Source organism: Parapontixanthobacter aurantiacus (assembly GCF_009827635.1).
Classification (GTDB): Bacteria; Pseudomonadota; Alphaproteobacteria; order Sphingomonadales; family Sphingomonadaceae; genus Parapontixanthobacter; species Parapontixanthobacter aurantiacus.
In genome coordinates, this window is sequence record NZ_WTYW01000001.1 from 321,966 (window position 1) to 346,762 (window position 24,797).

Here is a 24,797-nt window from a genome sequence, read left to right on the forward strand (position 1 = left end):
GCGATTGCGTGAGGGGCCGCCGTGACGTCATGACGCCATTCGCAAATCTACGTGACGGGAAATGGAATATGGCGAATGCCCTGCGAACCTTCGACGCCGATGTCGGAAGCGCTCCGATGGACATGCTGTCGGCGCTGTTCGAGGCGCGCGGCTGGCAATGCGATGTCCATTCGACCGAAGAGATTAGCGGCAAGGTAAAAGGAAGCTGGGCAACCTACCAGCTTCGCTGCATCTGGCGCCGGGAGGACAATGTCCTGCAATTGCTTTGCTTGCCCGACATTCGGGTCAGCCCTGAAAAGCGGGCACCTGCGACCGATCTTCTGGCACTGGTGAACGAGCAGATGTGGCTGGGCCATTTTGAGTTGTGGTCGGACGGGGGAATGCTGTTGTTTCGCCATGCGGCAATGTTGGGCGATGAGGGGCTGCTGTCGCTGACGCAGGCGCAGGCCCTCGTCGAAACGGCAATCGAGGAATGCGACCGCTTCTATCCCGCCTTCCAGTTCGTGCTGTGGAGCGACAAATCGCCGAAGGACGCGCTGACGAGCGCCATGGTCGACGCGGCGGGAGAAGCATGAGGCACCTTCCGCTGACAGGCGGGAGAGACTAGCTTGGCCGCCATGACGTTCGACAACATTCTGGTCGCGGGTTACGGAGCAATGGCTTCGGCGATGGTCGAGGGCTGGATCGCTGCGGGCATCCCGCCCGGGACATTCACGATCTACAATCCGCGAAAAAAGAGCGCGCCTGAGGGTACGCATTTCACGCTCGATGTTCCCGCCACGCCGTTCGATGCGGTTCTGTTGGGATTCAAGCCGCACATGCTCGCCGATGTTGCGCCGGATCTGGCTCCTTCAGTGAGTGGTCAGACGGTTATCCTGTCGGTCCTTGCAGGCATCGAACTGGCCACCCTCAAACAGGCGTTTCCAAAGGCGGGCGGCGTCGTGCGGTTCATGCCCAATCTCGCCATCGCACTCGGTAAATCGCCGAACGCCCTCTTGGCGGACGGACTAACCGAACGCCAGCGGGAGCAGGTGACAGCGCTCGGTAGAGCGGGTGGCACGGCGGAATGGCTTGAGGACGAGAGCCAGTTCGATCTCGTCACCGCATTGGCCGGCTCGGGGCCGGGCTTCGTTTATCGGTTCATCGACGCGCTGGCAGCAGGAGCGGCCGCACAGGGATTGTCGCAGGAGCAGGCACAGCGTCTCGCGGTGCAAATGGTGGAGGGGGCAGCAGCACTCGCGGCTTCGTCGCAGCTGTCGCCGGGCGAACTCGCGGCACGGGTCGCAAGTCCCGGGGGCATGACGCAAAAGGGGCTCGATGTCCTCGACCAGAACGATGCGCTGAACGAACTGGTCGAAAATTGCCTCGTCGCAGCACGGAACAGAGGCCGCCAAATGGCCGAGGAAGCACGCGCAAAAGAGTGAAGCTGCGCTTAACACTAATTCGGAACGCGATGTTCCGGTTTTGCTTGAAAAAGAGCCGATAACGCCCGATATTGCGGGTAGCCGGTTCGTATAGTCGGACCGCGATTTTGAGGAGAGTATTCATTATGGCAGATTGGAAGGACACGCAGCGGTCGCGCACGAGCTTCAGCTCTGTGCCTCGCGCCGGTGATCCGGCTGCCCGTGCCGAGCGGTTCGATGCCGGACTGCGGGCGCATATGTTATCCATCTACAACTACATGGCTTCGGGCGTGTTGCTGACGGGTATCGTCGCGATGCTGACGGCCCGGACAGGCCTTGCGCTGACATTCGCGTCGGGTCCGCTGATGTGGATCGTCGCCCTGGCACCGCTTGGCTTCGTGTTCGCGATGAGCTTTGGCGTCAACAAGTTCAGCAAGACGACGTTGCAGGCCATGTTCTGGGCGTTTGCGGTGGTCATGGGTCTGTCGCTTTCGACGATCTTCCTCGTCTATACGCAGGAATCGATCGCTGCGACGTTCTTCGCGACGGCGGGTGCCTTCGCCGGTCTGAGCCTTTACGGCTACACCACCAAGAAGAACCTGCAGGGCTTCGGCACTTTTCTCATCATGGGTGTCGTTGGTCTCATCATCGCGATGGTCATCAACATCTTCCTGCAATCGAGCGTGCTGAACCTCGCGATCAGCGCGATCGGCGTCCTGATCTTCGCAGGTCTGACCGCCTACGATACGCAGCGTCTGAAGGCCGAGTATGATTACCTGCGCGGCACCGAGTTCGCCGGGAAGGCGATCATCATGGGTGCGCTGTCGCTGTATCTCGACTTCATCAACATGTTCCTGTTCCTGCTCCGTTTCATGGGCAACCGCGAATAAGGAATTGCTAATCGGCGCAGCAATCGACGCTGCAAAGCCACACATGATCGCGCCCGGAGTGCCATTCGCATTCCGGGCGCTTTTCATATCCGTCAGGCACGCTAAGGCTCGATCCTTCAGCACAGGCTCAGGTTCGCAAGCCTAGGCTTCGCAGGAAAACAGGATCGTTCTGGAAAGGATGCCGGCATGACGCCGACGGGACCCGTAAATATCAGAAAAATGACCGTAGCTTTCGGGCTCGTCGTCCTTGCGGGGTGCGCAACGCCTCCGCCGCCTCCGCCGCCACCTCCGCCTCCGCCACCACCGGTCGAGGTCATTCCCGACCGACCGACACCGCCCCGAGGGGCCGTTACCAATTTCGTCGTTCCGCAGACCGATCCCTTCGATGTGCGTCGGACGGTCAATGCCTATATTTCCCCGGCACAGAAGACGTGGAACGTGCGCTCTGCTCTCAACGTCGCCGCGCTTTACTGCCGTGGTCCGGCGAACGAGACTTTGACGGCAAACTATGCGAGCTTCCTCGAACGGCACAAATCTCCGCTCGCCGAAGCAAACCGCACGTTGCAGCAGGAGTTTCGCGACCGTTTCGGCAAAGGCTATTTGGACGAGCAGGACGCTTACATGACGAGCGTTTACAACTACTTCGCCTTGCCAATGACGCAGGACGAATTCTGCGATGTAGCGCAAAATGTTAGCGAGGAAGCTCTGGTCGTCGAGCCGGACGGGCTTTCGCTGTTCACCGCCCAGGCCCTGCCGCGCATCGAGAACGTCTTCGACAGCTTCTTCGATGAGTACGAGACCTATCTCGCCGAGCGGGAAGCATGGGACGCGCGCTACGATCCCAATTATGTCGATCCGGCTTCGCGGCAGGCAGTATCTTCTGGCATCGTGCTGCCGGGCGACCCGAGCGACGCCACAATTCAGCCCTTGCCGACCGAAGGTCCGATCACGCAGCCTGTTCAGGACGGACCCGTGCAGACCGCTCCGGAAAACGATCAAGGTTTGCCGCCCGTAACGGGAAGCACTGCTGTCTCGCCGCAGCAGCCAGCTTCTGGCGGACCGGTGGTGCAGCCGCTCCCCGAAAGCGGCGATACGCCGGACGACTAGGTTCCCGCCTCGGTCTTGCATAAGCGCGCGGGGTAAATCGAAGGACCGTCTGGCTATCGGACGGGCTGCGTCCTACATAACGGACCATGCATTTCCTCGATCAAGCCAAGATATTCCTGAAGTCGGGCGCCGGTGGCCCCGGTGCCGTCAGTTTTCGCCGCGAGAAATACGTCGAATATGGCGGCCCCGACGGCGGCAATGGCGGGAAGGGCGGCGACATCGTGTTCGAAGCGGTGCAGGGTCTCAATACGCTCATCGACTTTCGTTACGCCCAGCATTTCAAGGCGGCGCGCGGCGGGCACGGCATGGGCCGGGACCGGACCGGCGCAGGGGCGAAGGACCTCGTCATAGAAGTGCCGGTCGGGACGCAGATTCTTTCCGAGGACAAGGAAGAGGTGCTGGCAGACTTTACCGAAGTCGGGCAGCGCGAAGTCTTCCTCGAAGGCGGGATGGGCGGCCGGGGCAATGCCAGCTACAAGAGTTCGACCAATCGTGCGCCGCGCCAGCATCAGCCCGGCGAACCGGGCGAAGAAATGTGGGTCTGGCTGCGGCTGAAGCTGCTGGCGGATGTCGGACTGCTGGGCCTGCCCAATGCCGGAAAGTCGACCTTCATCAATCAGGTATCGAATGCCAAGGCGAAGGTCGGCGATTACGCTTTCACCACCCTCGTGCCGAAGCTCGGGGTTGTGCAGCACAAGGGCCGCGAATTCGTTCTTGCGGACATCCCCGGACTGATCGAGGGGGCTGCTGAAGGCGCAGGGATAGGCGACCGGTTCCTTGGTCATATCGAGCGGTGCCGCGTCCTCATCCATCTCGTCGACATTGCCGGAGAAGATCCGGCGGACGCCATGCAGATCGTCAACGAGGAACTTGCATCCTATGGCGCGGGACTTGCGGATAAGCCGCGTCTCGTGGCGTTGAACAAGCTCGATCTCGCGGACGACGAACTGGGCGATGCCTTCGCAGAGGAATTGCGGGACGCCGGAGCGGAGAAGGTGTTCCGCGTTTCGGGCGCGAGCGGCGAGGGCATTTCCGAACTTCTCGACGCGGTTCTGAGCTATCTTCCGGACAGGACCGCCACGGAGACGAGGGGCGTCGAGGAAACGGAAGGCAGCGACGAAATTAAGGAATGGTCGCCGCTCTGATACCCTTTCGCATGGACGAAGGATAAATTAGAGCGAGCGACGATGTCGATTTCGTCCCTCTCTCACCTGCGCGAGGCGGAGCGCGCGCGGCGCATCATCATCAAGGTCGGCTCCGCGCTGCTCGTCGACCGGGACGGAATGCCGCGGCGCGCCTGGCTTGAAAGCCTCGTGGACGAGGTAGCGGCGTTGAAATCGGCGGGACAGGATGTCGTCATCGTCAGTTCGGGCGCGATTGCGCTCGGAGCGTTCCGGCTGGGTCTGGAAGGCGGTGGACGCAAGACGCTGGCCGATGCCCAGGCAGCAGCGAGCGTAGGGCAGGTCGCGCTTGCTTCTTTATGGGCGGAACTGCTGTTGCGCCACGATATCATCGCAGCGCAGATGCTCCTGACGCTCGACGATCTCGAGGATCGCCGCCGTTATCTGAATGTATCGGCGACGCTTGCGCGGCTCATCGAAGCTGGTGCCGTGCCGGTCATCAACGAGAACGACAGCGTCGCGACCGAGGAAATTCGCTTCGGCGACAACGACCGGCTTGCGGCCCGCGTCGGACAGGCGGCAGGCGCGGATGCGGTAATCCTGCTATCGGATGTGGACGGCCTCTACGATGGCGCACCGTCGTCCGAAGGGGCGCAGTTGATTGCGAAGGTCGATGGAGTGACGCCTCAGATCATGGCGCTTGCCGATACCCGCTCGTCGTCCGGGATGGGTTCGGGGGGGATGGTGGCGAAGCTGCAGGCGGCGAAGATTGCAGAGCGCGCCGGTATGGCCTTGGCGATCATCGGCGGGCGGATTCGATCTCCGATAGCACAAGCATGTGAGAACGATCATGGCACGCTGTTCCTCGCACAACGGCGGGACGGTCCGCGAAAGGCGTGGCTGGGGGGACGGATTGCCCCGGCGGGAAGGATCGTGATCGACCGTGGTTGTGCCGAAGCGCTTTCGGGCGGCGCCAGTCTTCTCGCCCCCGGGATCGAACGCATCGAAGGCGACTTCGAACGCGGCGACCTTCTATCGGTCATCGACGAAAAGGGCGAACCCGTTGGGCAGGGCCTCAGCGAGTATGGCTCGGACGATCTTCGCGCGATCGCCGGAAAGGGGCAGGGCGAGCAGGAAGCGTTGCTCGGTTACACCCCCCGCTCGGCGGTAATCCACCGCGACCATTGGGTGTCCGCATGACCTTGTCTCTGACTGGTGGGACGGGGTTCGTCGGTCGCGCGGTGCTCGACCAGCTTGGCGAGCAGGGTCGTTCGGCGAAAGCGCTGACCCGCCGGCCGCAAGAGCAGATGTTCCCGGGTTTGCAGTGGGTAGAGGGAAGCCTGTCCGATCGTGAGAGCCTTATGCGACTCTGCGAAGGGGCGGACACCGTCCTTCATATCGCGGGGCTCACCAGTGCGCTCGATCATTCGGAGTTCGAGAAGGCAAATGTCGAGGGAACGCGCAATATCCTCGAAGCCGCCGAGGCGGAAGGCGTCCGGCGGTTCGTGCTCGTTTCCTCGCTGGCGGCCCGGGAACCTAGCCTTTCCGCCTATGGTGCATCGAAGGCACGCGCTGAGGAAGTCGTCAAGGAACGCACGCTCGATTGCACGATCATACGCCCCCCGGCCGTGTATGGCCCGCGCGATACGGAGCTGCTCGACCTGTTCCGGGCGGCGAAGGCTGGGTTCGCGCCCGTTCCGCCGAAGGGGCGGGCATCCTTCATTCACGTTGCCGATCTGGCGCGTTTCCTGCTCGCTGTGACCGATGCAAAAGGATCGAGCGAAGGGCTTTACGAACCCGACGATGGACGTCCCGGTGGCTATTCGCATGAAGAGCTTGCCAGAAGCATCGGTGCGGCTTTCGGTCGCGACGTGCGCGTGGCACACATGCCCGCCTGGAGCTTGCGGCTAGTAGCGCGGGCCGACGAACTGCTGCGTGGAAACGGAGCCAAACTCACCCGCGACCGCGTCGGTTACATGCTGCACCCCGACTGGGTCTCAAGACCCGGATATGCTCCGCCGTCATCACTATGGAAACCGGAAATCGGGGGCGAGGAGGGCTTTCGGCGAACTGCCGAATGGTATCAGAAGGAAGGCTGGCTCTAGGCCTTCAAAGGAAGGGTTCTTCGCCGGGCTTGTGAATGCCGCATTCGACCTTGTCCCAACCCTTCCAGCGGCCTGAACGCGGATCTTCGCCCGGCGCGACCTTCTGCGTGCAGGGCGAACAGCCGATCGAGGGATAACCCTCCGCAACGAGCGGATGGCGCGGCAGATCGTGTTCCTCGAAATAGGTCTCGATCATCTCCGCATTCCAGTCGATCAGCGGATTGATCTTGAGCCTTCCCTGTTCGTCGGAAGTATCGATCTCGAAGCGGGGAAGATTGGCGCGCGTCGCGCTCTGGAAAGCCTTCCGCCCTGTCAGCGTCGCATCGTAGCCGCTCAATGCTCGCGCGAGAGGCCGGACCTTGCGCAGATCGCAGCAGCCATCCGGATCGTAGGACCAGCGGAGACCGGAGGCGTCTTTCTCTTCAAGTTCTCGAGGGTCTGGCGTCAGGTTGACGAGGTTAGTCAGCCCGAGATGCGCGACAAGTTCGTCGCGATAGCGCAGCGTTTCGGGAAAATGCTTGCCCGTTTCGAGAAACAGGATCGGCAAGTCCGGTGCTACCTCGCTGATAAGGTGAAGCAGGACGGCACTTTCGGCTCCGAAACTGGAAACGGTGGCGAGCTCGCCGGCAACGTTGTCCTCGATCAGGTTTTGCAGCAATTCCCGCGTTTCCTGACCGCGAAACATGCGATTGAGCCTTTCCGCATCACGCTCGGTGAAGCGCGGTCCGGTATCGATACGGTCGATCTCGCGGGGAGAGACAGGCTTATTCATCGCGAAGCTCTTCCCCCTTGCCATGCCGCAGGTTCCAGATCGGGTTCCGCTCGTCGGCAGCGGGTTGATAGACATGGGGAAAACGATCGAGCGCGGCTGCGACATCGTCCGGATCGAGCGGCGCTTCGGGAGCGAACGCATCGAACCCGCAGCGCCGCAGATATGCGATCTGATCGACGAGCACGTCTCCGACTGCACGCAGCTCGCCGCGATAGCCGGCTTCCCGAAGGATCCGCGCCGCGGAATAGCCGCGCCCGTCTCCGAAGGTCGGGAAATTGATTTCGACAAGTGCGAGCCGATCGAGCGACGGAAGCAATTCGCGCACGTCGTCTCCGGGCTCGATGCGGACGGCAACTGCATTGCCTTGCGCGGTGAAGGCATCGACCGTCACTGCGGGGTCAAGTACCGGATCGTCGTCCCGGAACCGCAGCGAAGTCGCATCAAGCGGTCCCCGACCTTCGGCAGGTGTCTGCGTGCTGGACAGTCCCTCAGCCATAAAGCGCCTCCTTGAACGGAGCCATGCCGATCCGCCGATATGTATCCAGAAACCGCTCGCCGTCTTCGCGTGCGGAAAGATAGACGTCAGCCGCCTTTTCGACAGCATCGACGATGCCATCCTCGCTGAAACCGGGGCCGGTGATCTTGGCGAGTGCCGTGTCCTCGGCTTCGCTTCCGCCGAGCAGCAACTGATAATTCTCGACGCCTTTCCGGTCCACGCCGAGGATGCCGATATGGCCTGCGTGGTGGTGGCCGCAGGCATTGATGCAGCCAGAAATCTTGAGCTTCAGTTCGCCGAGTGCTGCCGTCTTTCCGGTGGCCGCAAAACGCTCGGAGATTTTCTGGGCAACGGGAATCGACCGGGCATTGGCAAGACTGCAATAGTCGAGCCCCGGACATGCGATGATGTCCTCCACCGTGTCGAGGTTCGGACTGCCGAGCCCGGCATCTTCCAGCGCGGTCCACAATGCGTGCAAGTCGGATTTCGCGACATGCGGCAGAACGATGTTCTGGGTATGCATGACGCGCAATTCGTCGAAGCTGTAGTCCTTCGCCAGATCCGCCATCAGATGCATTTGCTCCGCGCTCGCATCGCCCGGAATGCCGCCGACAGGCTTTAACGAGATTACCGCGCTCGTATAGCCTTCGACCTTGTGCGGATGGGTGTTGCGATCGACCCAGAGCGCAAAGTCGGGATCGCTCCTGTCGATTTCAGCCGCGGAGGATTGCGCGAACGCCGGGTCCTCGAAGAACGTCCTGATCCGCTTCAGTTCGGCAAAGGGAGGCTCTACCCCCTGATCGAGAAGATGGGCGAATTCCTCTTCGACCTGGCGCGTATATTCTGCAGCACCGAGCTCATGCACGAGGATCTTGATCCGGGCCTTGTACTTGTTGTCGCGTCGGCCGTAGCGGTTGTAGACCCGCAGACACGCCTCGGCGTAGGTAATGAGCTGGTCCAGCGGAACGAAGTCGCGGATGAGCGGCGCGATCATCGGAGTGCGCCCCATGCCGCCGCCGACATAGAAGGCAGCACCGAGTTCGCCGGCATCGTTCCTGACGATCTGAATGCCGATATCGTGGAGTTTCATCGCGGCGCGGTCACGGTCGCTTGCGATAACGCAGATCTTGAACTTGCGCGGCAAATAGCTGAATTCGGGATGGAAGCTCGACCACTGGCGCAGCAATTCGGCATAGGGGCGGGGGTCGGCCACTTCGTCCGCCGCGGCACCTGCGAAATGATCGGACGAGATATTGCGGATGCAATTACCGCTCGTCTGGATCGCGTGCATCTCGACCTTGGCGAGATCCGCGAGAATGTCCCCGGCATCCTCCAGCTTGATCCAGTTGTACTGGATGTTCTGGCGGGTCGTGAAATGCCCATATCCCCGGTCGTATTTGTCGGCGATGTCGGCAAGCGCATGCATCTGCGTCGATTTGAGCGTTCCGTAAGGCACCGCTACGCGCAACATATAGGCATGTAGCTGAAGATAGAGGCCGTTCATCAGCCGCAATGGCTTGAACTGGTCTTCGGTCAGCTTGCCGTCGATCCGGCGCTGACACTGGTCGCGAAATTCGGCGACGCGGGCATCCACCATCGCCTGGTCGTATTGGTCGTAAAGATACATCAGACGATCTCCCGGATCGCATTGGCCGCAGTGTCCGGCTTGATGGTAAGGTCAGGTCGCACCGTCGGCCCAAGAGCGCGTACGCGGTCCTTGATATGATTTGGGCGCGGCACCCCGTCCTGCATCGTGGATTCGACGAGGTAGGGAACGTTGACCTTCCGCGCGGCTTCCTGCTCGGCAGCTATACTTTCGGCGGCGTCGCCTGCGTCGATCGCGTCCTCGATATGAACCGACCAGTCGGAACCGGTCCACCAGATGACAGCGCCGGTTAGCAAGTCATTGCCGGTGATAAGCATCATCGTGTTCTCGCTCATGATGTCACCTTCGCTGCTTCCCGTGCCAGCTCGACGTCTGTTCGCGACGTCACTTCTCCGATGATGATGAGGGCCGGGCTCCTGACTGCTTCGCGCTCGACGAGTTCCGGTAACGCCGCGAGAGAACCGCGCAGGACGCGCATGTCGGGACGCGCTCCGTTTTCTAGAACGGCAACCGGCATTTCAGGCGCAAGGCCGTCGGCCATCAGCTTTTCCGCGATCTGCGGAGCGGTCTTGACACCCATATAGATGACGAGCGTCCGGCCTATGCCTGCAAGTCCCGCCCAGTCTTGGTCGGACAGGCCCTTGCACTGGCCGGCGACGAAACTGACGATCGACGATGCGTCGCGGTGGGTAAGAGCGATCTGTGCTGCTGCTGCTGCACCGTTCGCGGCGCTGATGCCGGGCACGATCTCGCAGTCGATACCACTGGCACGCGCAGCTTCTGCTTCCTCACCGCCGCGTCCGAAAATGAATGGATCGCCGCCCTTCAGCCGGATGACGTCCATCCCCCTCTTCGCTTCTTCGATCAGCAGAGCATTGATCTTGTCCTGCGGCAAAGTGTGCCGCGAACGCTGCTTCGCGACGGAAACGAGGCGCGCACCGCGTGGAGCCATGTCGAGAATGCGGCGATCGACGAGACCGTCATGAACGATGATCTCCGCGTGTTCGATCAACCGCGCTGCGCGCAAAGTGAGAAGGTCGGGGTCGCCCGGACCGGCTCCGACGAGATAGATGGTGCCCGATTTAGCCATTCGGTCGAAATGGCGGCGTCGCACCCGGTCTTCCAGCGAGAAACCGTGTCGTCAAAAATAGAAAAGTTTTGAAAACCTTGGGTATCGGTTAGAGAAGCTGGGGTTTCAGCGTCCTCGGTCCTGCCTCTTTTCGTCCGCCAAGCGCTGCGACAGGGCTGCGACCAGCTGATCGAATTGCGCATTTCCGCGCAGGTTGAGGTCGCGCTGCGGGAACGGAATTTCGACGTCATGCTCCTTGAACAGCTTCCACAGTGCCTTGAGCACGGCGGAACGCACGTTGCCGACCCCGTCTTCCGGATCCTCGATCCAGCACTGGATGATGAAATTCACCGAGCTGTCGCCATAGGCGCTCATCCATACGGTCGGCGGGGGCGACTTCAGGATGCGATCGACCTGGTCGGCCGCTTCCAGCATCAGTTTTTCTGCAAGGTCCAGATCGGTGTTGTAGCTTACGCCGACTTCCACCTGCATCCGCACGTTTTTAGAGGAATAAGACCAGTTTTCTACCTGATTGATCATCAGGTTCTCGTTCGGAATGAGGTATTCGCGCTGGTCTCTCGTCGTTACCGAGACAGCCCGAATGCCGATCTTGCGGATTTGCCCGAAGGTTTCTCTCCCCGCTGTGTCCGCAACCGCGATAACGTCTCCCGGTTTTATCGAGCGGTCCATTAGCAGGATGATTCCAGCGATCAGGTTACCGAACGTCTTCTGCAGGCCGAAACCGATAGCGAGGCCGAAAGCACCCGAAAAGACGGCGAGAGCGGTCAGATCGATGCCGAGGAGGTCGATGCCGATAAAGAAAGCGGAACCCCAGACGGCGATCGTCAGCAGCTTCTCGACCAGCAATTGCTGCGCCCCGTCGAGCTTCGAGACACGGCGCACGGCGGAGTGAGCGAACTTGCTCAACAACCATGCCATGAACATGACGCCGACGAGGATCGCCGCTACGACGAAGACGTCGAGCAGCGATAGTCGCATGTCGCCCAGGCTCAGGGCGGCGTCGTCCAGAGTCTCCAACAGGGAGCCGGCGGTTTCACTGCGCGAAGCGACGACTTCCTTGATCCCCTCGGCGGCGGTCACGCTTCCCTGCGGTGCCTCCTCGGCCATGCTCCACGCTTGGGGCGTCGCATCGGCCTCGGGTAGAGGCGTGCCGGATTCGCCGGAAGAGGGGTTGGACGGAGCAGAGGCGGCAGTCATATCTTGTCCATTGCGGCAAACCCGCGCTCGAGGTCGGCGATCAGGTCGGTTGCATCTTCGAGTCCGATCGAAAGCCGGACGCCGAGCCGGTCGTCTTCCTTCCAACCAGGTTTGGGCCAGCGCATCACCGACCGCATTGAGGCCGGGTCGAACGGCAATGCGAGGCTTTCGTATCCGCCCCAGCTATATCCTATTCCAAACAGGTCAAGCGTATCGATGAGCGCAGCGCGCTGCGCTCCGCTGCGTCCGGCAAGCACGAAACTGAATAGGCCACAGCCTCCTGTGAAATCTCTCTGCCAGATCGAATAGCCGGGATCGCCTTCGAGAAACGGGCACAGGACATGAGCGACTTCCTTCCGGTCCCTCAGCCACCGGGCGATCTGCCGCGCCGTGTCCATCGATCTCTGCAATCTCAGCGGCATGGTCCGGAGGCCGCGCAGGCAGAGCGACGCTTCGTCTGGCGAGACATATGCGCCGAGTTGCTGGGCGGTGCGACGGAGCCGCCGGTAATGCCGCTCTCCCGCGCTCGCGCTGCCCATGAGCAGATCGGAATGACCGCCGACATGCTTCGTCAAAGACATAATTGCGATGTCGCAGCCATGCCGCAGCGCAGGAAAACCGAGACTGGTCGCCCACGTATTGTCGATAAGGCTTGTCGCGCCACGTTCGCGCGCAATCGCCGCCTGCCGTGGAATGTCGGGCATTTCCATCGTCAGGCTGCCGGGCGCTTCGAGCAGGACGGCACGGGTCCGGTCGCAAAACTTGGCGCTGTAGTCGTCGAGGTCGAGCGGATCGAAGTAGCGCGTTTCGATGCCCATCTTCTTGAACAGGCCGTTCGCCATGCCTCGGCTCGGGTCGTAGACATTATCCGTCATCAACAGGACGTCGCCCGACGACAATGAACTGAGAAGGGCGCCCGACAAAGCCGCAACGCCGCTGGGATAAAGCATCGTCCCAAAGGCGTCCGGTTCCAGCTGCGTCAGCGCATCGGCAAGCGCCCATTGCGTCGGCGAACCGCGTCGTCCGTAAAAGAAGTGACCGTCATGGTTCGACTTGCCGGCTTCCTTTAGCGCAGCACAATTTGCATGAAGATGGGTGCTTCCTCGATAGATGGGTGGATTGACGATATGCTCTGCCCAATCGCCGACGCGCCCCGCGCTGACCGCACGCGTCGCCTGATCGTGTTCCCCGCTCGTCTTCGATCCCGTCAACCGTCTCACGCTCCGATGGTGTGAATGCTCGATACCCTAGCGCAAGCCGCGACAGGATGAAGGCCTAATTGGCTCAGCTTCCGCCGGTGCTTGCTTTGGGCATCTGCGGATCGCTTCCCCATTCGAGCCAGCTGCCGTCATAAAGGGCGCTGTCTTTCGCACCGACCAGATGGAGTGCGAAGAGAAGAACGCAGGCGGTCACACCGCTACCGCAAGTGGCGACGACCGCCTTTTCCGGATCAATTCCGGCATCGCGGAACTTTTCCCGCAGTTCGTCGACGGGAAGGAATTTGCCCTGCCGGTCGAAGAGTTGCGGAAAGGGAACGTTGCACGCGCCCGGAATGTGCCCGCCGGGGAGACCGTGAACGCCGTCATCCGTTTCGCCCGAGAACCTGTCAGCATCGCGCGCATCCACGATCTGTTCCTCGGCTGATTGCGTGTTGGCGTACATCTGCGCCTTGCTGCGCAAGGCATCGCCCTGCTCTGGCACGGAATAAGAGCTCTTCGCAAAATCCGGCTCCCCATTCTCAAGCGAATGGTCCGCTTCGCGCCAGGCCGCAAGACCGCCATCGAGGATCGCCACGTCCTTCTTTCCGTAAAGGCGGAAGATGAACCATGCGCGGCAGCTCGTTTTCAGGGCGCTGTCGTCGTACAGCACGACGGCGCTGTCTTCCGCGATACCTAGTTCGCGCATCTTCTGCGCGAACTGTTCGGCTGACGGTACCGCCTTCGGCACCGGGGATTGCGGGTCGCTGAAATTGCCAAGATCGAGAAAACGGGCGCCGGGTATGTGGTTTTCATCATACTCTTCTCTGGCATCGCGTTCGGCATCCGGCAGATGGGCGCTCGCATCGACTACGACGACTTTGTCGTCTCGAAGCAACTCGGCAAGGCGGGCGGGGGAGATAAGACTGTCCATCGCGCCATCCTAAACCGGCCCGAAGGTTCAGTCCAATCCGCGCTGCGAAAGGGGTGCGTAGCTGCGTGGCCCTTCGTCGAGGCGGAACGGCAGCAAGCGGTCCGAGCCACTTGCAGACACCTGTCCCACGACGGTATTGCGGACGACCGGACCATGCTCGTCACTGTCGGCCCTTACTTGCAAAATCGGTACGAAGAGAGCCGCATTGCCCTGCCTGATCGGTTGTATCGTATTGACCGGAAGGGTGAGCTTTCCTTCGATGGTCCGGCTTTGGCCGGGCGACAGTCGTTCGATCGCATGGGTCCGTGGCAGGTCGGTGTGATTATCGGCAATCTGTTCCTCGACTGGAAGCGCATTGTGCGCCGGTACGAGCCTTGCGGCGAGCGAAACGTCGGTCAGCGCGGCATCCGTGCGGTTGCGCACGATGACACGGTAATCAAGCGTTGCATTCATGAAGCTTCGCGTCAGCTTTACGGCTTCGATGCGCACCGAAAGCGGATGGGGCGGGGGCGAGCCGTTCGCACTGGAGCCGGAGATATTGGGACGCTCGACGGTCGGCACAACCGGCCCGGAACGACGTCTGCGCATGAGAATGACTGCTATGGCTGCCCCGATTAGTCCGACGGCGAGGAGGAGAAGCCATGGCCATGCCGTTTGGTCTTCCGGTTCGCCGGCTGAGGGCGTTGTTTCGGCTGGAACCGTAGAGGGTTCGGTCAGGTTCGCATCGGTCGACGGTGCTGCCGCAGGCGGAAGCTGCGTCAGCGGCGGCTCGCCATTCGCCGGTTCTTCAACTGTTTCGCTTCGAGATACTGCACCGGGCTGAACCTGCGCAGGGGGAGGACGGGAAGGAGTGGCTTGGCCCACGCCCGTTGAAGACGTTGGTGCTTCTGCACCGTTCCGGGGCGTAGCTTGCGCGTCGTCCCGTGTCGACTGGCTCGGGAGGATGATCGGCTCCGGCTCGCGTTCGGGAAGAGGCGAGGGGATACGGCGCGGGATCGGTCGGACTACCGGCGCATCGCTATCGACCGGACCCTGCACATCCGGACGTTCTTCGGGCTCCGGCGGCAACTGGAAATCGCGCGCCGATTGAGCCGACGCCTGCGATGCCATCGCGCTCGCTGCAAGCAGGAAGGAAATAGTCAGGTTTCGCAATGCGCTCATTGCAGGAAAGCAACCGTTTGATGTCTGTGGACTGGGACGTTCGAAGCGCCGTTCACTCCTGCTCCTGAACAGGCAGTGACCGTCGCTTCGTCTGCGCTGCCTCTATGGCACAAACCTGCGACTTCCAACCTCCGGCTTGCGCGCGATATGCTTTATCGGCAGATGCGCTGCATGAGCGACACATCCCACGAAACCTCCGCGCCACTTCATCTGGGACAAAGCAGCACACTGCCTTCCTCGCCTGACGAGGCGGTCCTCGATTACGTTCCCAATCCGAGAGGGAAAACGCTTTACATGGTGCGTTTCGCCGCACCCGAGTTTACCTCGCTTTGTCCGGTTACGGGGCAACCCGATTTTGCGCATCTGGTGATCGATTACGCACCGGGAGAGACGATCGTCGAATCGAAGTCGCTGAAACTCTTTCTCGGCAGCTTTCGCAACCATTGCGGCTTTCACGAAGACGTCACCGTCGGCATCGGCAACCGGCTGTTCGAGGAAATGGAACCGCAATGGCTGCGCATCGGCGGCTACTGGTATCCGCGCGGCGGCATCCCGATCGACGTGTTCTGGCAAAGCGGACCCGTGCCGAATGGCCTCTGGGTGCCGGACCAAGGCGTCCAGTCGTATCGGGGGCGCGGCTGATGCCCTTGCAATAACACGCTATTGAAGGCACTTCACCGAACATGAGAACATCGCGGAAGAACTCCGATACCATCATCGCGACCGAAACCGGCAAGCCGGTGCGCAAGAAACCGATGCAGGCGCGCCTCGGCTGGCTCGCCCTGATCCTCGCCCTGCTGCTCCCCGTATGGTTTGCGATAGCAGCCTTGGGTAGCAAGATCGGTGTCTGGAACTGGCAGTTCGGGCTCGGTACGATGACCGCGAGTTGGGGACCGTGGCTGCTGACCGTCGTATCGGCACTTGCAATCGTCGCCTTCCTCTGGGCGCTCGTGAAGAAGCCGCGCGGCAACTGGATCGTACCGCTGATCGCGCTCGTCATTCCGGTGGGCATCTTCGTGTTCCTCGGAACCGTGCGGGAGCGGGCCGAGGACAATCCAATCCACGACGTCACGACCAATCCGGCGGACCCGCCGACCTTTTCCGCCGAATTGCTGCGCGAGCGACAGGCGGAAGATGCCAATCCCGTTGAGCCTTACGATCAGGCGCTCGAGGGTATGCAGGGCGAAACCCTGCAACGGCTGAACCGGCAGCTTTACCCGGCGATGGAGCCGCTCGTGACGACTGCGCCGCCCGAGGAAGCCGTTGCCGCAGTGGCGAACGTGTTCGAAGAACAAGGGTTCGAGAACGTCACGACCGATGTCGCAGCAGGTCGCGTCGAGGGCACGGCGGAAACCTTCTGGTACGGTTTCGAGGACGACATCGTCGCTCGCATTCGCGAGGTTCGCGGGGCCGGTTCGGTCATCGATCTGCGCTCCGTCAGCCGTGTCGGGCAGAGCGATCTGGGCAAGAACGCCGAGCGGGTCCGGGAACTGCGTCTGGCGATCGAAAGCGACCTCAGTTCGCGAAACTGACCGCAGCAAGAATGCTGCGCTGAATGACGGTCGCCACGCACAGCGCAGCGAAAGCGTAGGCCAAGACGACGAAAGCGGCCGGGAATATCGTCATCGCGACGAAGAACAGGATCGTCTCCGTCCCTTCGGCGAGCCCCGTCGAATAGAAGAAGCTTTTCTGTCCGTGAGCGGTCGTCTGCGCCTTTCGCTTTTCCGCTATTACCGCATAGGCAAGAAAGCTTGTCCCGGTCAGGACGAAGCAGGCGGTAAGCACCAGAGAAGCGAGCGCGTTCGCGGGATCGACGAAGCCGAAGGCAACCGGGATCGATACGTAAAAGGCGAAATCCGCGACGATATCGAAATAGCCGCCAAGGTCCGTCGGTCCGCTGGCGCGCGCAATCGCTCCGTCGAGTCCATCGAGCAAGCGATTTGCCGCGATCAAAGCCAGTCCAAGAAGGAACAGCCCGTTGGCAATTGCGACTGCGCCCAGAAGGCCGACCGCAAGTCCGAAAGCAGTAACCGCGTTTGCAGTTATGCGACGAGCAGCAAGGGCGCGTCCGATGCGATTGAGGGGCGGATCGATCCACGGTCGGAGTTTGGCATCGAACATGAGAAGGTTATCTAGCCGAAGGTCACCAGACCGACCATTGCCCCCGTCATGGCGGTGGCGGCGTTTCCGGCAATCCAGCTTCTTATGCCGAGGCCTGCGACTTCCGCCTTGCGCGCCGGGCACAGCGTGCCGATCGTCGATACGAGAAGGCCGATGCTCGCAAAATTGGCAACGCCGCACAGCGCGTAAGTGACGATCAATTCGCTTCGGGAAGAGAAAGTCTCGTCGGGAAGCGCCGCCAGTTCGAGATAGGCGACATATTCGTTGAGCACCGCCTTCTTGCCCATCAGCGCGCCGGCGTCCACGGCTTCTGACCATGGCACGCCGATGGCCCACATCAACGGGGCGAAAAGCCATCCGAACAACCTGCCGACGCTTACCGGTTCGCCGCTGACGAGCGGCAGCAGCGCAAGGATCTGGTCGGCCAGCGCGACGAGCGCAAAGATGACGATGATGACCGCTATAACGGCAAGGAACAGTTGCAGGCCATCCATCGTGCCGCGGATCACGGCATCGATGGTGTTGTCGTATTTTAGGCCTGGAGCGTCGCGGTCTTCTGCCGTTTTGACATCGCCGGGAACCATGATCCGGGCAAAAAGCAATGCGGCAGGAAGAGAGATCAGCGAAGCGGAAATCATGTGACCGACCGCATTGGGAACCGTGGCGGACAGTGTCTGGGCATAGAGGATGAGAATGGCTCCGGAGATGGTCGCCATGGCGAGCACCATGATCGCGAAAAGTTCGGAACGGCTGACCTTCTCGAAATAGGCTCGGGTGACCAGAGGACTTTCGACCACGCCGAGAAACATGTTCGCACCGCCTGCCAGACCCACTACGCCGCTGACCCCGAGGGTTCTGCGCAGCATGAACGACAGGCCGCGAACGAGCCATTGCAGGACGCCCCAATGCCACAGCACCGCGGCTAGCGCGGAAAAGACGATGACCAGCGGAAGGATCTGAAAGGCAATGATGAGCGGCGGTTCCGCCCCGTCCCGCAATGCGAAAGGCAATTCGGCTCCACCGAGATAGCCGAACATGTAGGACGATCCGCGCAGTGTGGCCCGCTCGATGGCGGCGACGCCTTCATTGGCGTAACCCATCAGCGACCATACGAACGGTACGCGGAGCACGACGAGCGCGAGAACGGCCTGCATGGCCAGTGCGCCGGCAATCCAGCGCCAGCCCGGTAGATTGCTGCGATCTTCCGAGATCGCCCACGCCAGCAGAAGGAGCAGAACGATGCCGAGCAGGCCCTGAAACTGTGCCAAGGCGCCCATCAACCCCGGCGCCAGTCGAAGTAACGCTCGACGAAACCAAGCAGCTTTTCGGGCTTATGCGCTTTCTTCCATTCCCCGGCCGCATATTTGTTGGCTTCGGCCATCGTGGGGTAGCTGTGGATCGTCGAAAGGATCTTGTTGAGCCCCAGACCGTGTTTCATCGCCAGCACGTATTCGGCCAGCAATTCGCCGGCATGGGCACCGATGATCGTTACCCCGAGAATCGTATCCTTGCCGGGTGGTGTCAGAACTTTCACGAACCCGCGCGTCTCGCTTTCGGCGATGGCCCGATCGAGGTCGTCGAGCTCGTATCGCGTGACTTCGAACGAAATGCCTTTTGCGCTTGCATCCCCTTCGTTCAGTCCGACGCGGGCTATTTCCGGATCGAGATACGTCACGGCCGGGACCACGCGATAGTCCGCCTTGAACTTCTTAAAGCGGCCGAACAGCGCGTTGACGGTCGCGAACCACGCCTGATGCGAAGCGGCATGAGTAAGTTGATAGGGTCCCGCGACATCGCCTGCCGCGAGGATATTCGGAAATTTCGTTGCGAGAAATTCGTCCGTCACGACCGTCCCGCCGGTATCGACTCCGATGGCTTCGAGGCCGTAACCCTTAAGGCGCGCCGACCTGCCGACCGCGACGAGCAGCACGTCATAGGAAAGGGCGAACTCGTCTTCAGGGCCGCTCGTGACGACGCGCTTCTCCTCGTTTGCAGTGTCGATGCGGACGACTTCATGCCGTGTCCTGACCGAAACCCCCGCCTCCTCGAGTATGGCGCGAGCCGAAGCCGAAACCTCGTCATCCTCGCGGCTGAGCAGCCGCTCGCCCGCTTCGATCAGCGTAACCTCGCTTCCCAAACGGGACAGTGCCTGTGACATCTCGCAGCCGATCGGGCCTCCACCCATCACGACCACGCGGCGCGGCGCTTCGGCCATGTCTGCAAAGGCGTCCCACATCGTCTCGCTGGTCAGATAGCCTGAGCTTTCGATGCCCTCGATTTTGGGAATAGTCGGTTCGGCGCCCGTCGCCAGAATAATCGAACGGGTAGCGAGCCGCTGTTTCGCTCCATCGTCTCGCGCAATTTCTACCGTCCAGGGATCAACGATCGTTGCGTAACCCTTGACGACATCGACGCCCAGACCCTCGAACCTGTCGACGCTGTCATGCGGTTCGATAGCCTCGATGACCTTTCGAACGCGCGCCATCGTCTGACCGAAGTCGATCTCCGGTTCGTGCGACACGACCCCGTAACGCTCGGCGTGGCGCATCGCCGCCGCTACCTTCGCGCTTTTTATCAGCGCCTTCGAAGGGACGCATCCCGTGTTGAGGCAATCGCCGCCCATCTCGTTCGCTTCGACGAGTGTGACCTTGGCCTTTACCATGGCGGCAATATAGGCGGCGACTAATCCGGCCGATCCCGCTCCGATCACGATAAGGTTGCGATCGAAGCGCTTTGGCCTGGTAAAGCCTGCATAGACCTTTCGCCGCTTCATGAACGCCAGGATTGCCTTGCCCACCCAGGGGAGGGCAGCCAGCGCGAGAAAGCTGAGGATGAGCGAGGGCGTCACGATTTCGCTTAGCGCATCGATGTCGGCAAGCTGCGTTCCCGCGTTCACGTAAACGATGGTCCCGAGCAGCATGCCGAGCTGGCTGGCCCAGAAGAACGTCCACACCTTGATGCCCGTCAAACCCATCAGCAGGTTCACGACGAAGAACGGGAAGACTGGGACGAGCCGCAGCGAGAAGAGATACAGCGCGCCGTCGCGCTCGACCCCGCGGTCGATCGTCTGGAGCCTTTCGGAAAAGCGGGACTTCACCCAGTCGCGCAAGATGAACCGGGCCGAAAGGAACGCCAGGGTCGCGCCGATCGTCGAGGCGAAGGATACGATGATCGTCCCGACCACGAGCCCGAACAGATAGCCCGCCGCAAGGGTGAGGATCGCCGCGCCCGGAAGCGATAAGGCGGTCGTCGCGACATAAATGCCGAAGAACGCGGCAATGACGAAGGCCGGTCGCTCGGCATAAATGGCATCGAAAGCTTCGCGCTGCTCTTTCAGGAAATCGAGCGACAAATACTGCGCGCCGCCGAATGCGAAGAAGGCGACGATGGCGCAGACGATGAGGGCGAAGAGAAGAAGCTTCTTCACGCGGTGATCCCGATCCCGGCAGCACGGTTTGCGCCGCAGGGCAGCGGGTACAGAAAAAGCCATCGCAAGGGAAGGCTGGGCCGCCTTTAATCGGCCAGTTTGAAGAGCGGTAAACTGGTGCCGGCTGCAGGAGTCGAACCCGCGGCCTGATGATTACAAATCAACTGCTCTACCAACTGAGCTAAGCCGGCACCGCGCTGCGCCATGTATTCATATTGCGCCGAATGTCCAGCCTTCGGTGCGTGCGATAGCTGGCGTGAGAGCTGGCGGGTGCCAAAGCTCGTCGAATTTTGCGACCTTGCGCAGCCATGCGGCAGCGAGCAGCGCATCGCTGGCATGGTCGTCGATTGGTCCTTTCCGCCTGAGCGGGGGCGAACCGAGTGCCTCAAGCGCTACGTCCAGGTCTTTGAAATTGCGGATCTTGGAACGGCTCGCGCTGCGTCCCGCCGCCATTGACGCGAGCGCGGTATAAATTTCGACGATGACCGGACCGCTTTCCGAAACCTCGTCGATTGGCCAGACCGAGGCCGGACGGTTCAGGCGATTGAGCAGTCGCATTCCGGTAAGGCTGGACTTGCCGACCTGTGCCGCACCGACGAGGTTGAAGTTGGAGTAGGGCTTGCAACCCATGGCTGCCTGTGCGTGTTCGGTGACGCGAAACCGACCGCGTCCGTGACTTGCCTCGTCGCAACGGAACATGGGACCCTCGCGTCCACCGTGCCGCCGGAAATAGGGGGCGAAGGACGAATGATCCGTGAAGCTGCTTGCTGCGAAATGATCGTCGGTGTCGCACACATCGTCGACCAGCCGCCAGAGCGCCTTGGCATCCGAAGGGCTACGATCGTTTCCGGGAAAATACGCGCCACAGTCGACGAATGGCAGGCTGATACCGAGATCGAGGCCGACGAGGCTGTTATCCGGCAAACCGTCATGGAGCCAGCCGAGAATTTCGGTGCGTGCCCACGGTTTGCTGCGCTCGATGAGGGTCGGAGGACCGCCATCAGCGGCAGCGACTGCGACAGCGATACCTTTTTGTCGTTCGCCGACGGCACCCGACCAGTCGATCGCCACGAAATGCGCGAAGTCGCGCTGCGTCACCCGCGTTCTTCCCGCAGCCTGTTCCAATAGGTGATCCGCTCCGCCACCTTGCGCTCGAACCCGCGTTCGACCGGCTCGTAATAGGTTTGCGGCTCCATTTCCTCGGGCCAGTAATTCGCGCCCGAAAAGCCGTCTTCGGCGTTCGGATCGTAGGCGTAATCGCGCCCGTATCCGATGTCCTTCATCAGCTTGGTCGGAGCATTGAGGATGTTGGGCGGGGGCATGAGGCTGCCCGTCTCCTTCGCGCTTTTCCAGGCAGCTTTCTGCGCCTTGTAGGCTGCATTCGATTTCGGGGCCGTCGCGAGATAGATGCAGGCTTGTGCGATGGCGAGCTCACCTTCGGGCGAACCCAGAAACTCGTAGGCATCTTTCGCTGCGAGGCACTGCTGCAGCGCTGCCGGGTCGGCCATGCCGATATCCTCGACCGCCATGCGAACCAGCCGCCGCAACACATAAAGCGGCTCTTCTCCGGCGGTGAGCATACGCGCGAGATAATAAAGCGATGCCTGCGGATCGGAGCCGCGAACGGATTTGTGAAGCGCCGAGATAAGGTTGTAGTGACCGTCCCGGTCCTTGTCGTAGACAGCGACCCTTCGTTGCAGGAACCGTCCGAGCGCTGCCGGATCGAGCGGTTCGTCGATCTTCGCGTTATACAGCGTCTCTGCCTGATTGAGCAGGAAACGCCCGTCACCGTCGGCGCTGGCGACGAGCGCTGCCCGCGCGTCGTCATCGAGCGGTAGCGGCCCTTCCAGGGCTTCTGCGCGGCGCAGGAGTTCTTGCAGAGCGTCGGCGTCGAGACGCTGGAGAATAAGCACCTGCGCGCGCGACAGGAGTGCTGCATTGAGGGCAAAACTGGGGTTCTCCGTCGTCGCGCCGACAAGCGTCACGGTTCCGCGCTCGACGAACGGCAGGAAGCCGTCCTGCTGTGCCCGGTTGAAACGATGGATTTCGTCCACGAACAGCAATGTTCGCTGTCCGGCCTCTGCCATGCGATCGGCTTCGGCGAACGCCTTCTTCAGGTCTGCAACCCCTGAAAAGACCGCGCTGATCGCGGCGAACCTCATGCCGACGCTATCGGCGAGCAGGCGTGCGATCGTCGTCTTGCCGGTTCCCGGCGGTCCCCACAGAATCATACTGGACAGACGCCCGGCGGACACCATGCGCCCGATCGCTCCGTCTGCGCCGGTCAGATGCTCCTGACCAATTACCGAAGACAGGTCTCGGGGGCGCAGCCGGTCCGCAAGCGGCCCGTCGGCTTTGGCTTCGTCGGAGGGGGCGGTCGGCTGAGGTTCGTCGCCAAATAGGTCGGCCATCCGCGCTATCTAGGTCGCGGCGGACAGAATTGCCAATTTCCATTCTCTGCGTATGATGAAGGCGGGTCGCGTTTTTTCGGGGGAGAAGAGCATTGACAGCTGGCGGAAGAACGAAGGCACCCTGGCATTTGTGGGCCGTAGGCGGGCTCAGCCTCATCTGGAACGCGTTCGGAGCGTTCGACTACGTCCAGACCCAGTCGGGCAATATGGACTATATGCGGCGGATGACCGAGGGGATGGGGGCCACGCCCGAAGAGGCGATGGCGTATTTTCAAGGATTCCCGGCATGGGTCGACGCCTTCTGGGCGTTCGGTGTCTGGGGTTCGGTCGCCGGCTCCATCCTGCTGTTGTTTCGCAGCCGCTGGGCCGTAGCGGGATTTGCGCTCGCCTTGCTCGGGCTGGCCGGAACGACTTTGTATCAAGCAGTCTCCGAGACGCCCGACTGGGCCAGCGGCGGCATGTCGCAGATCATCTCAATCGTCATCTGGTCGATCGCAACCTTCCTGTTGATCTATGCGATCAGCCAGCGCCGGAAGAACGTGATACGCTGATTATTTTTGCGAAGATTTCGACCGCGCCTGTTCGACGAGGCGGAGATAGGTCTCTGCCACCGCGCTGTTGACGGCATCCCAGCTATATTCGCGTGCCTTCGCTTCGCCCGCCGCACCGTGACGTTCGCGCAATTCGCCATTTCGGCAATAAGGGGCGAGCGCCTCGGCAAAGGCATGGGCGTCGCCGGGCGGGACGAGCCGTCCGGTCTCCCAGTCCGTCACGAGGCTCGCACTGCCGGTAGCTTGCGAAGCCACGACAGGTAGGCCGCTTGCCATCGCTTCCAGTGAGACGTTTCCGAAGGTCTCGGTGACGGACGGATTGAAGAAGACGTCGGCGCTAGCGAGGGCGCGGCCAAGATTCTTGCCGGTCTGGAAGCCGACGAAGATACCGCCGGGCAGAGCGTTCTCGAACCATTTGCGCGCAGGACCATCACCGATGACGAGCACCTTGTGCGGGGCCTCGAGACGGCGCAATTGCACGATGCTCTCGGCAAAGAGGTCCAGCCCCTTTTCCATTACGAGCCTGCCGAGAAAGGCGATCGCGACGTCGCCATCCTCCAGCCCGATCGTCCGCCGCCAGGCCATGTCGCGCCGGTCCGGCCTGAAAATTTCGCGATCGACACCGCGCGTCCAGAGCGAGATGTCGGTATGCATCCCCTGGTCTTTCAGCTCTTCGATGGTCGAGTGCGAGGGCGCCACCAAAGCATCGCAGCGATTGTAGAAGCGCTTCAGACCGGCTTCGATGACCGGCTCCAGAAAGCTCATATTGTAATATCGCGGATAGGTTTCGAACCGCGTGTGGACCGAGGCAAGCACCGGCAAACCGCGCCTCATCGCCCAGCGAACGGCTGCGTGGCCGCCGGGATCGGGAGAGGATACGTGAACGATGTGGGGATCGAACCGCTCCATGTCCGCCTTGTTTTCTCGCGAGAGGTGGGTCGGCATACGATATTCGCCGCGTCCCTTCACGGGCATGGGAATGGAGGGCACCGACACGAGGTCGCCCGTCGCTTCGAACGCTGGATTTTCGACGGTCGGAGCGTAGGTGCGAACCGTCGCGCCCTGCCGCAGAAGGTACTCCACGAGGCGGTTCAAAGCCTGGTTAGCCCCGTCGCGCGTGTAGTTGTAATTCCCGCTGAAAAGGGCAATCCGAAGGTCGCTGAGTTCCATTCCGGCAGCGTTCATAGGTGAGGGTCTCGCGAATGGCGA

Annotated in this window: 25 protein-coding genes and 1 tRNA gene; 10 read left to right on the forward strand and 16 right to left on the reverse strand. The window is 61.4% G+C overall.

Going from position 1 to position 24,797, the window contains the following annotated elements; all coding sequences use genetic code 11:
- The first annotated feature begins 68 nt into the window (after positions 1-68).
- The 7 genes from GRI38_RS01500 to GRI38_RS01530 all read left to right on the forward strand — a co-directional run bounded on the left by GRI38_RS01500 (position 69) and on the right by GRI38_RS01530 (position 6,626).
- On the forward strand, positions 69-575 hold the full coding sequence (locus GRI38_RS01500; protein WP_160682396.1) for a type III secretion system chaperone family protein: 507 nt from the start codon (positions 69-71) through the stop codon (positions 573-575).
- Between the two features lie 42 nt (positions 576-617).
- Positions 618-1,424 carry a pyrroline-5-carboxylate reductase gene (gene proC / locus GRI38_RS01505; RefSeq protein WP_160682397.1) on the forward strand — a complete coding sequence of 269 codons (807 nt, stop codon included), beginning with the start codon at positions 618-620 and terminating at the stop codon, positions 1,422-1,424.
- Positions 1,425-1,549: 125 nt separating this feature from the next.
- Positions 1,550-2,293, forward strand: coding sequence for a Bax inhibitor-1/YccA family protein (locus tag GRI38_RS01510; RefSeq protein WP_160681243.1), 744 nt, complete (start codon positions 1,550-1,552; stop codon positions 2,291-2,293).
- Positions 2,294-2,479: 186 nt separating this feature from the next.
- Complete coding sequence (locus GRI38_RS01515; RefSeq protein ID WP_160681244.1) at positions 2,480-3,400, forward strand: hypothetical protein; 921 nt, start codon at positions 2,480-2,482, stop codon at positions 3,398-3,400.
- Positions 3,401-3,486: 86 nt separating this feature from the next.
- Positions 3,487-4,545 (forward strand): GTPase ObgE, encoded by a 1,059-nt coding sequence (obgE, locus tag GRI38_RS01520; protein ID WP_160681245.1) that lies wholly within the window; start codon positions 3,487-3,489, stop codon positions 4,543-4,545.
- Positions 4,546-4,587: 42 nt separating this feature from the next.
- Positions 4,588-5,721, forward strand: coding sequence for a glutamate 5-kinase (gene proB, locus GRI38_RS01525; protein ID WP_160681246.1), 1,134 nt, complete (start codon positions 4,588-4,590; stop codon positions 5,719-5,721).
- On the forward strand, positions 5,718-6,626 hold the full coding sequence (locus GRI38_RS01530; protein WP_160681247.1) for an NAD-dependent epimerase/dehydratase family protein: 909 nt from the start codon (positions 5,718-5,720) through the stop codon (positions 6,624-6,626). The genes proB and GRI38_RS01530 overlap by 4 nt, the downstream gene beginning before the upstream one ends.
- A gap of 4 nt (positions 6,627-6,630) precedes the next feature.
- Here the strand turns inward: GRI38_RS01530 and GRI38_RS01535 are convergent, their stop codons facing one another.
- From GRI38_RS01535 to GRI38_RS01575, 9 genes are all read right to left on the reverse strand, one after another.
- Positions 6,631-7,398 carry a phosphoadenylyl-sulfate reductase gene (locus tag GRI38_RS01535; protein ID WP_160681248.1) on the reverse strand — a complete coding sequence of 256 codons (768 nt, stop codon included), beginning with the start codon at positions 7,396-7,398 and terminating at the stop codon, positions 6,631-6,633.
- A complete protein-coding gene (locus GRI38_RS01540) occupies positions 7,391-7,894 on the reverse strand; it encodes a DUF934 domain-containing protein (RefSeq protein ID WP_160681249.1) in 504 nt (167 codons plus the stop codon). The genes GRI38_RS01535 and GRI38_RS01540 overlap by 8 nt, the downstream gene beginning before the upstream one ends.
- Positions 7,887-9,521 carry a nitrite/sulfite reductase gene (locus GRI38_RS01545; protein WP_160681250.1) on the reverse strand — a complete coding sequence of 545 codons (1,635 nt, stop codon included), beginning with the start codon at positions 9,519-9,521 and terminating at the stop codon, positions 7,887-7,889. Before GRI38_RS01545 ends, GRI38_RS01540 begins: the two co-directional genes overlap by 8 nt.
- A complete protein-coding gene (locus GRI38_RS01550) occupies positions 9,521-9,820 on the reverse strand; it encodes a DUF2849 domain-containing protein (protein ID WP_160682398.1) in 300 nt (99 codons plus the stop codon). The genes GRI38_RS01545 and GRI38_RS01550 overlap by 1 nt, the downstream gene beginning before the upstream one ends.
- A gap of 11 nt (positions 9,821-9,831) precedes the next feature.
- A complete protein-coding gene (cobA, locus tag GRI38_RS01555; RefSeq protein WP_160681251.1) occupies positions 9,832-10,590 on the reverse strand; it encodes a uroporphyrinogen-III C-methyltransferase in 759 nt (252 codons plus the stop codon).
- A gap of 105 nt (positions 10,591-10,695) precedes the next feature.
- On the reverse strand, positions 10,696-11,787 hold the full coding sequence (locus GRI38_RS01560; RefSeq protein ID WP_160681252.1) for a mechanosensitive ion channel family protein: 1,092 nt from the start codon (positions 11,785-11,787) through the stop codon (positions 10,696-10,698).
- Positions 11,784-12,998, reverse strand: a complete 1,215-nt coding sequence (metC, locus tag GRI38_RS01565; RefSeq protein ID WP_160682399.1) for a cystathionine beta-lyase — start codon at positions 12,996-12,998, stop codon at positions 11,784-11,786. Before metC ends, GRI38_RS01560 begins: the two co-directional genes overlap by 4 nt.
- Positions 12,999-13,071: 73 nt before the next feature.
- The gene (sseA, locus tag GRI38_RS01570) at positions 13,072-13,917 is read right to left on the reverse strand and encodes a 3-mercaptopyruvate sulfurtransferase (RefSeq protein ID WP_160681253.1); all 846 of its coding nucleotides are present in this window, start codon (positions 13,915-13,917) and stop codon (positions 13,072-13,074) included.
- Positions 13,918-13,944: 27 nt separating this feature from the next.
- The gene (locus GRI38_RS01575; RefSeq protein WP_160681254.1) at positions 13,945-15,078 is read right to left on the reverse strand and encodes a hypothetical protein; all 1,134 of its coding nucleotides are present in this window, start codon (positions 15,076-15,078) and stop codon (positions 13,945-13,947) included.
- Positions 15,079-15,249: 171 nt separating this feature from the next.
- On the opposite strand from GRI38_RS01575, the gene queF reads away from it, so the two are divergent.
- Both queF and GRI38_RS01585 read left to right on the forward strand, forming a co-directional pair.
- On the forward strand, positions 15,250-15,720 hold the full coding sequence (gene queF / locus GRI38_RS01580; RefSeq protein WP_160681255.1) for a preQ(1) synthase: 471 nt from the start codon (positions 15,250-15,252) through the stop codon (positions 15,718-15,720).
- A gap of 41 nt (positions 15,721-15,761) precedes the next feature.
- Positions 15,762-16,610 carry a DUF1499 domain-containing protein gene (locus GRI38_RS01585; RefSeq protein ID WP_160681256.1) on the forward strand — a complete coding sequence of 283 codons (849 nt, stop codon included), beginning with the start codon at positions 15,762-15,764 and terminating at the stop codon, positions 16,608-16,610.
- On the opposite strand, the gene GRI38_RS01590 is transcribed toward GRI38_RS01585, so the two are convergent.
- The 6 genes from GRI38_RS01590 to GRI38_RS01615 all read right to left on the reverse strand — a co-directional run bounded on the left by GRI38_RS01590 (position 16,594) and on the right by GRI38_RS01615 (position 23,037).
- Entirely contained in the window at positions 16,594-17,199 is a 606-nt protein-coding gene (locus GRI38_RS01590; protein WP_160681257.1) for a CDP-alcohol phosphatidyltransferase family protein, read from the reverse strand. The genes GRI38_RS01585 and GRI38_RS01590 overlap by 17 nt on opposite strands.
- Positions 17,200-17,210: 11 nt before the next feature.
- Complete coding sequence (locus GRI38_RS01595) at positions 17,211-18,476, reverse strand: NupC/NupG family nucleoside CNT transporter (RefSeq protein WP_160681258.1); 1,266 nt, start codon at positions 18,474-18,476, stop codon at positions 17,211-17,213.
- Positions 18,476-20,626 carry an FAD-dependent oxidoreductase gene (locus GRI38_RS01600; RefSeq protein ID WP_337191222.1) on the reverse strand — a complete coding sequence of 717 codons (2,151 nt, stop codon included), beginning with the start codon at positions 20,624-20,626 and terminating at the stop codon, positions 18,476-18,478. The genes GRI38_RS01595 and GRI38_RS01600 overlap by 1 nt, the downstream gene beginning before the upstream one ends.
- A gap of 115 nt (positions 20,627-20,741) precedes the next feature.
- A tRNA-Thr gene (locus GRI38_RS01605) sits at positions 20,742-20,817 on the reverse strand.
- Positions 20,818-20,836: 19 nt separating this feature from the next.
- Entirely contained in the window at positions 20,837-21,724 is an 888-nt protein-coding gene (locus GRI38_RS01610) for a hypothetical protein (protein ID WP_160681260.1), read from the reverse strand.
- Complete coding sequence (locus tag GRI38_RS01615; RefSeq protein ID WP_160681261.1) at positions 21,721-23,037, reverse strand: replication-associated recombination protein A; 1,317 nt, start codon at positions 23,035-23,037, stop codon at positions 21,721-21,723. Before GRI38_RS01615 ends, GRI38_RS01610 begins: the two co-directional genes overlap by 4 nt.
- A gap of 92 nt (positions 23,038-23,129) precedes the next feature.
- On the opposite strand from GRI38_RS01615, the gene GRI38_RS01620 reads away from it, so the two are divergent.
- The gene (locus GRI38_RS01620; RefSeq protein ID WP_160681262.1) at positions 23,130-23,588 is read left to right on the forward strand and encodes a hypothetical protein; all 459 of its coding nucleotides are present in this window, start codon (positions 23,130-23,132) and stop codon (positions 23,586-23,588) included.
- On the opposite strand, the gene GRI38_RS01625 is transcribed toward GRI38_RS01620, so the two are convergent.
- Positions 23,589-24,758 carry a glycosyltransferase family 4 protein gene (locus GRI38_RS01625; protein ID WP_160682400.1) on the reverse strand — a complete coding sequence of 390 codons (1,170 nt, stop codon included), beginning with the start codon at positions 24,756-24,758 and terminating at the stop codon, positions 23,589-23,591.
- Positions 24,759-24,797: the final 39 nt, after the last annotated feature.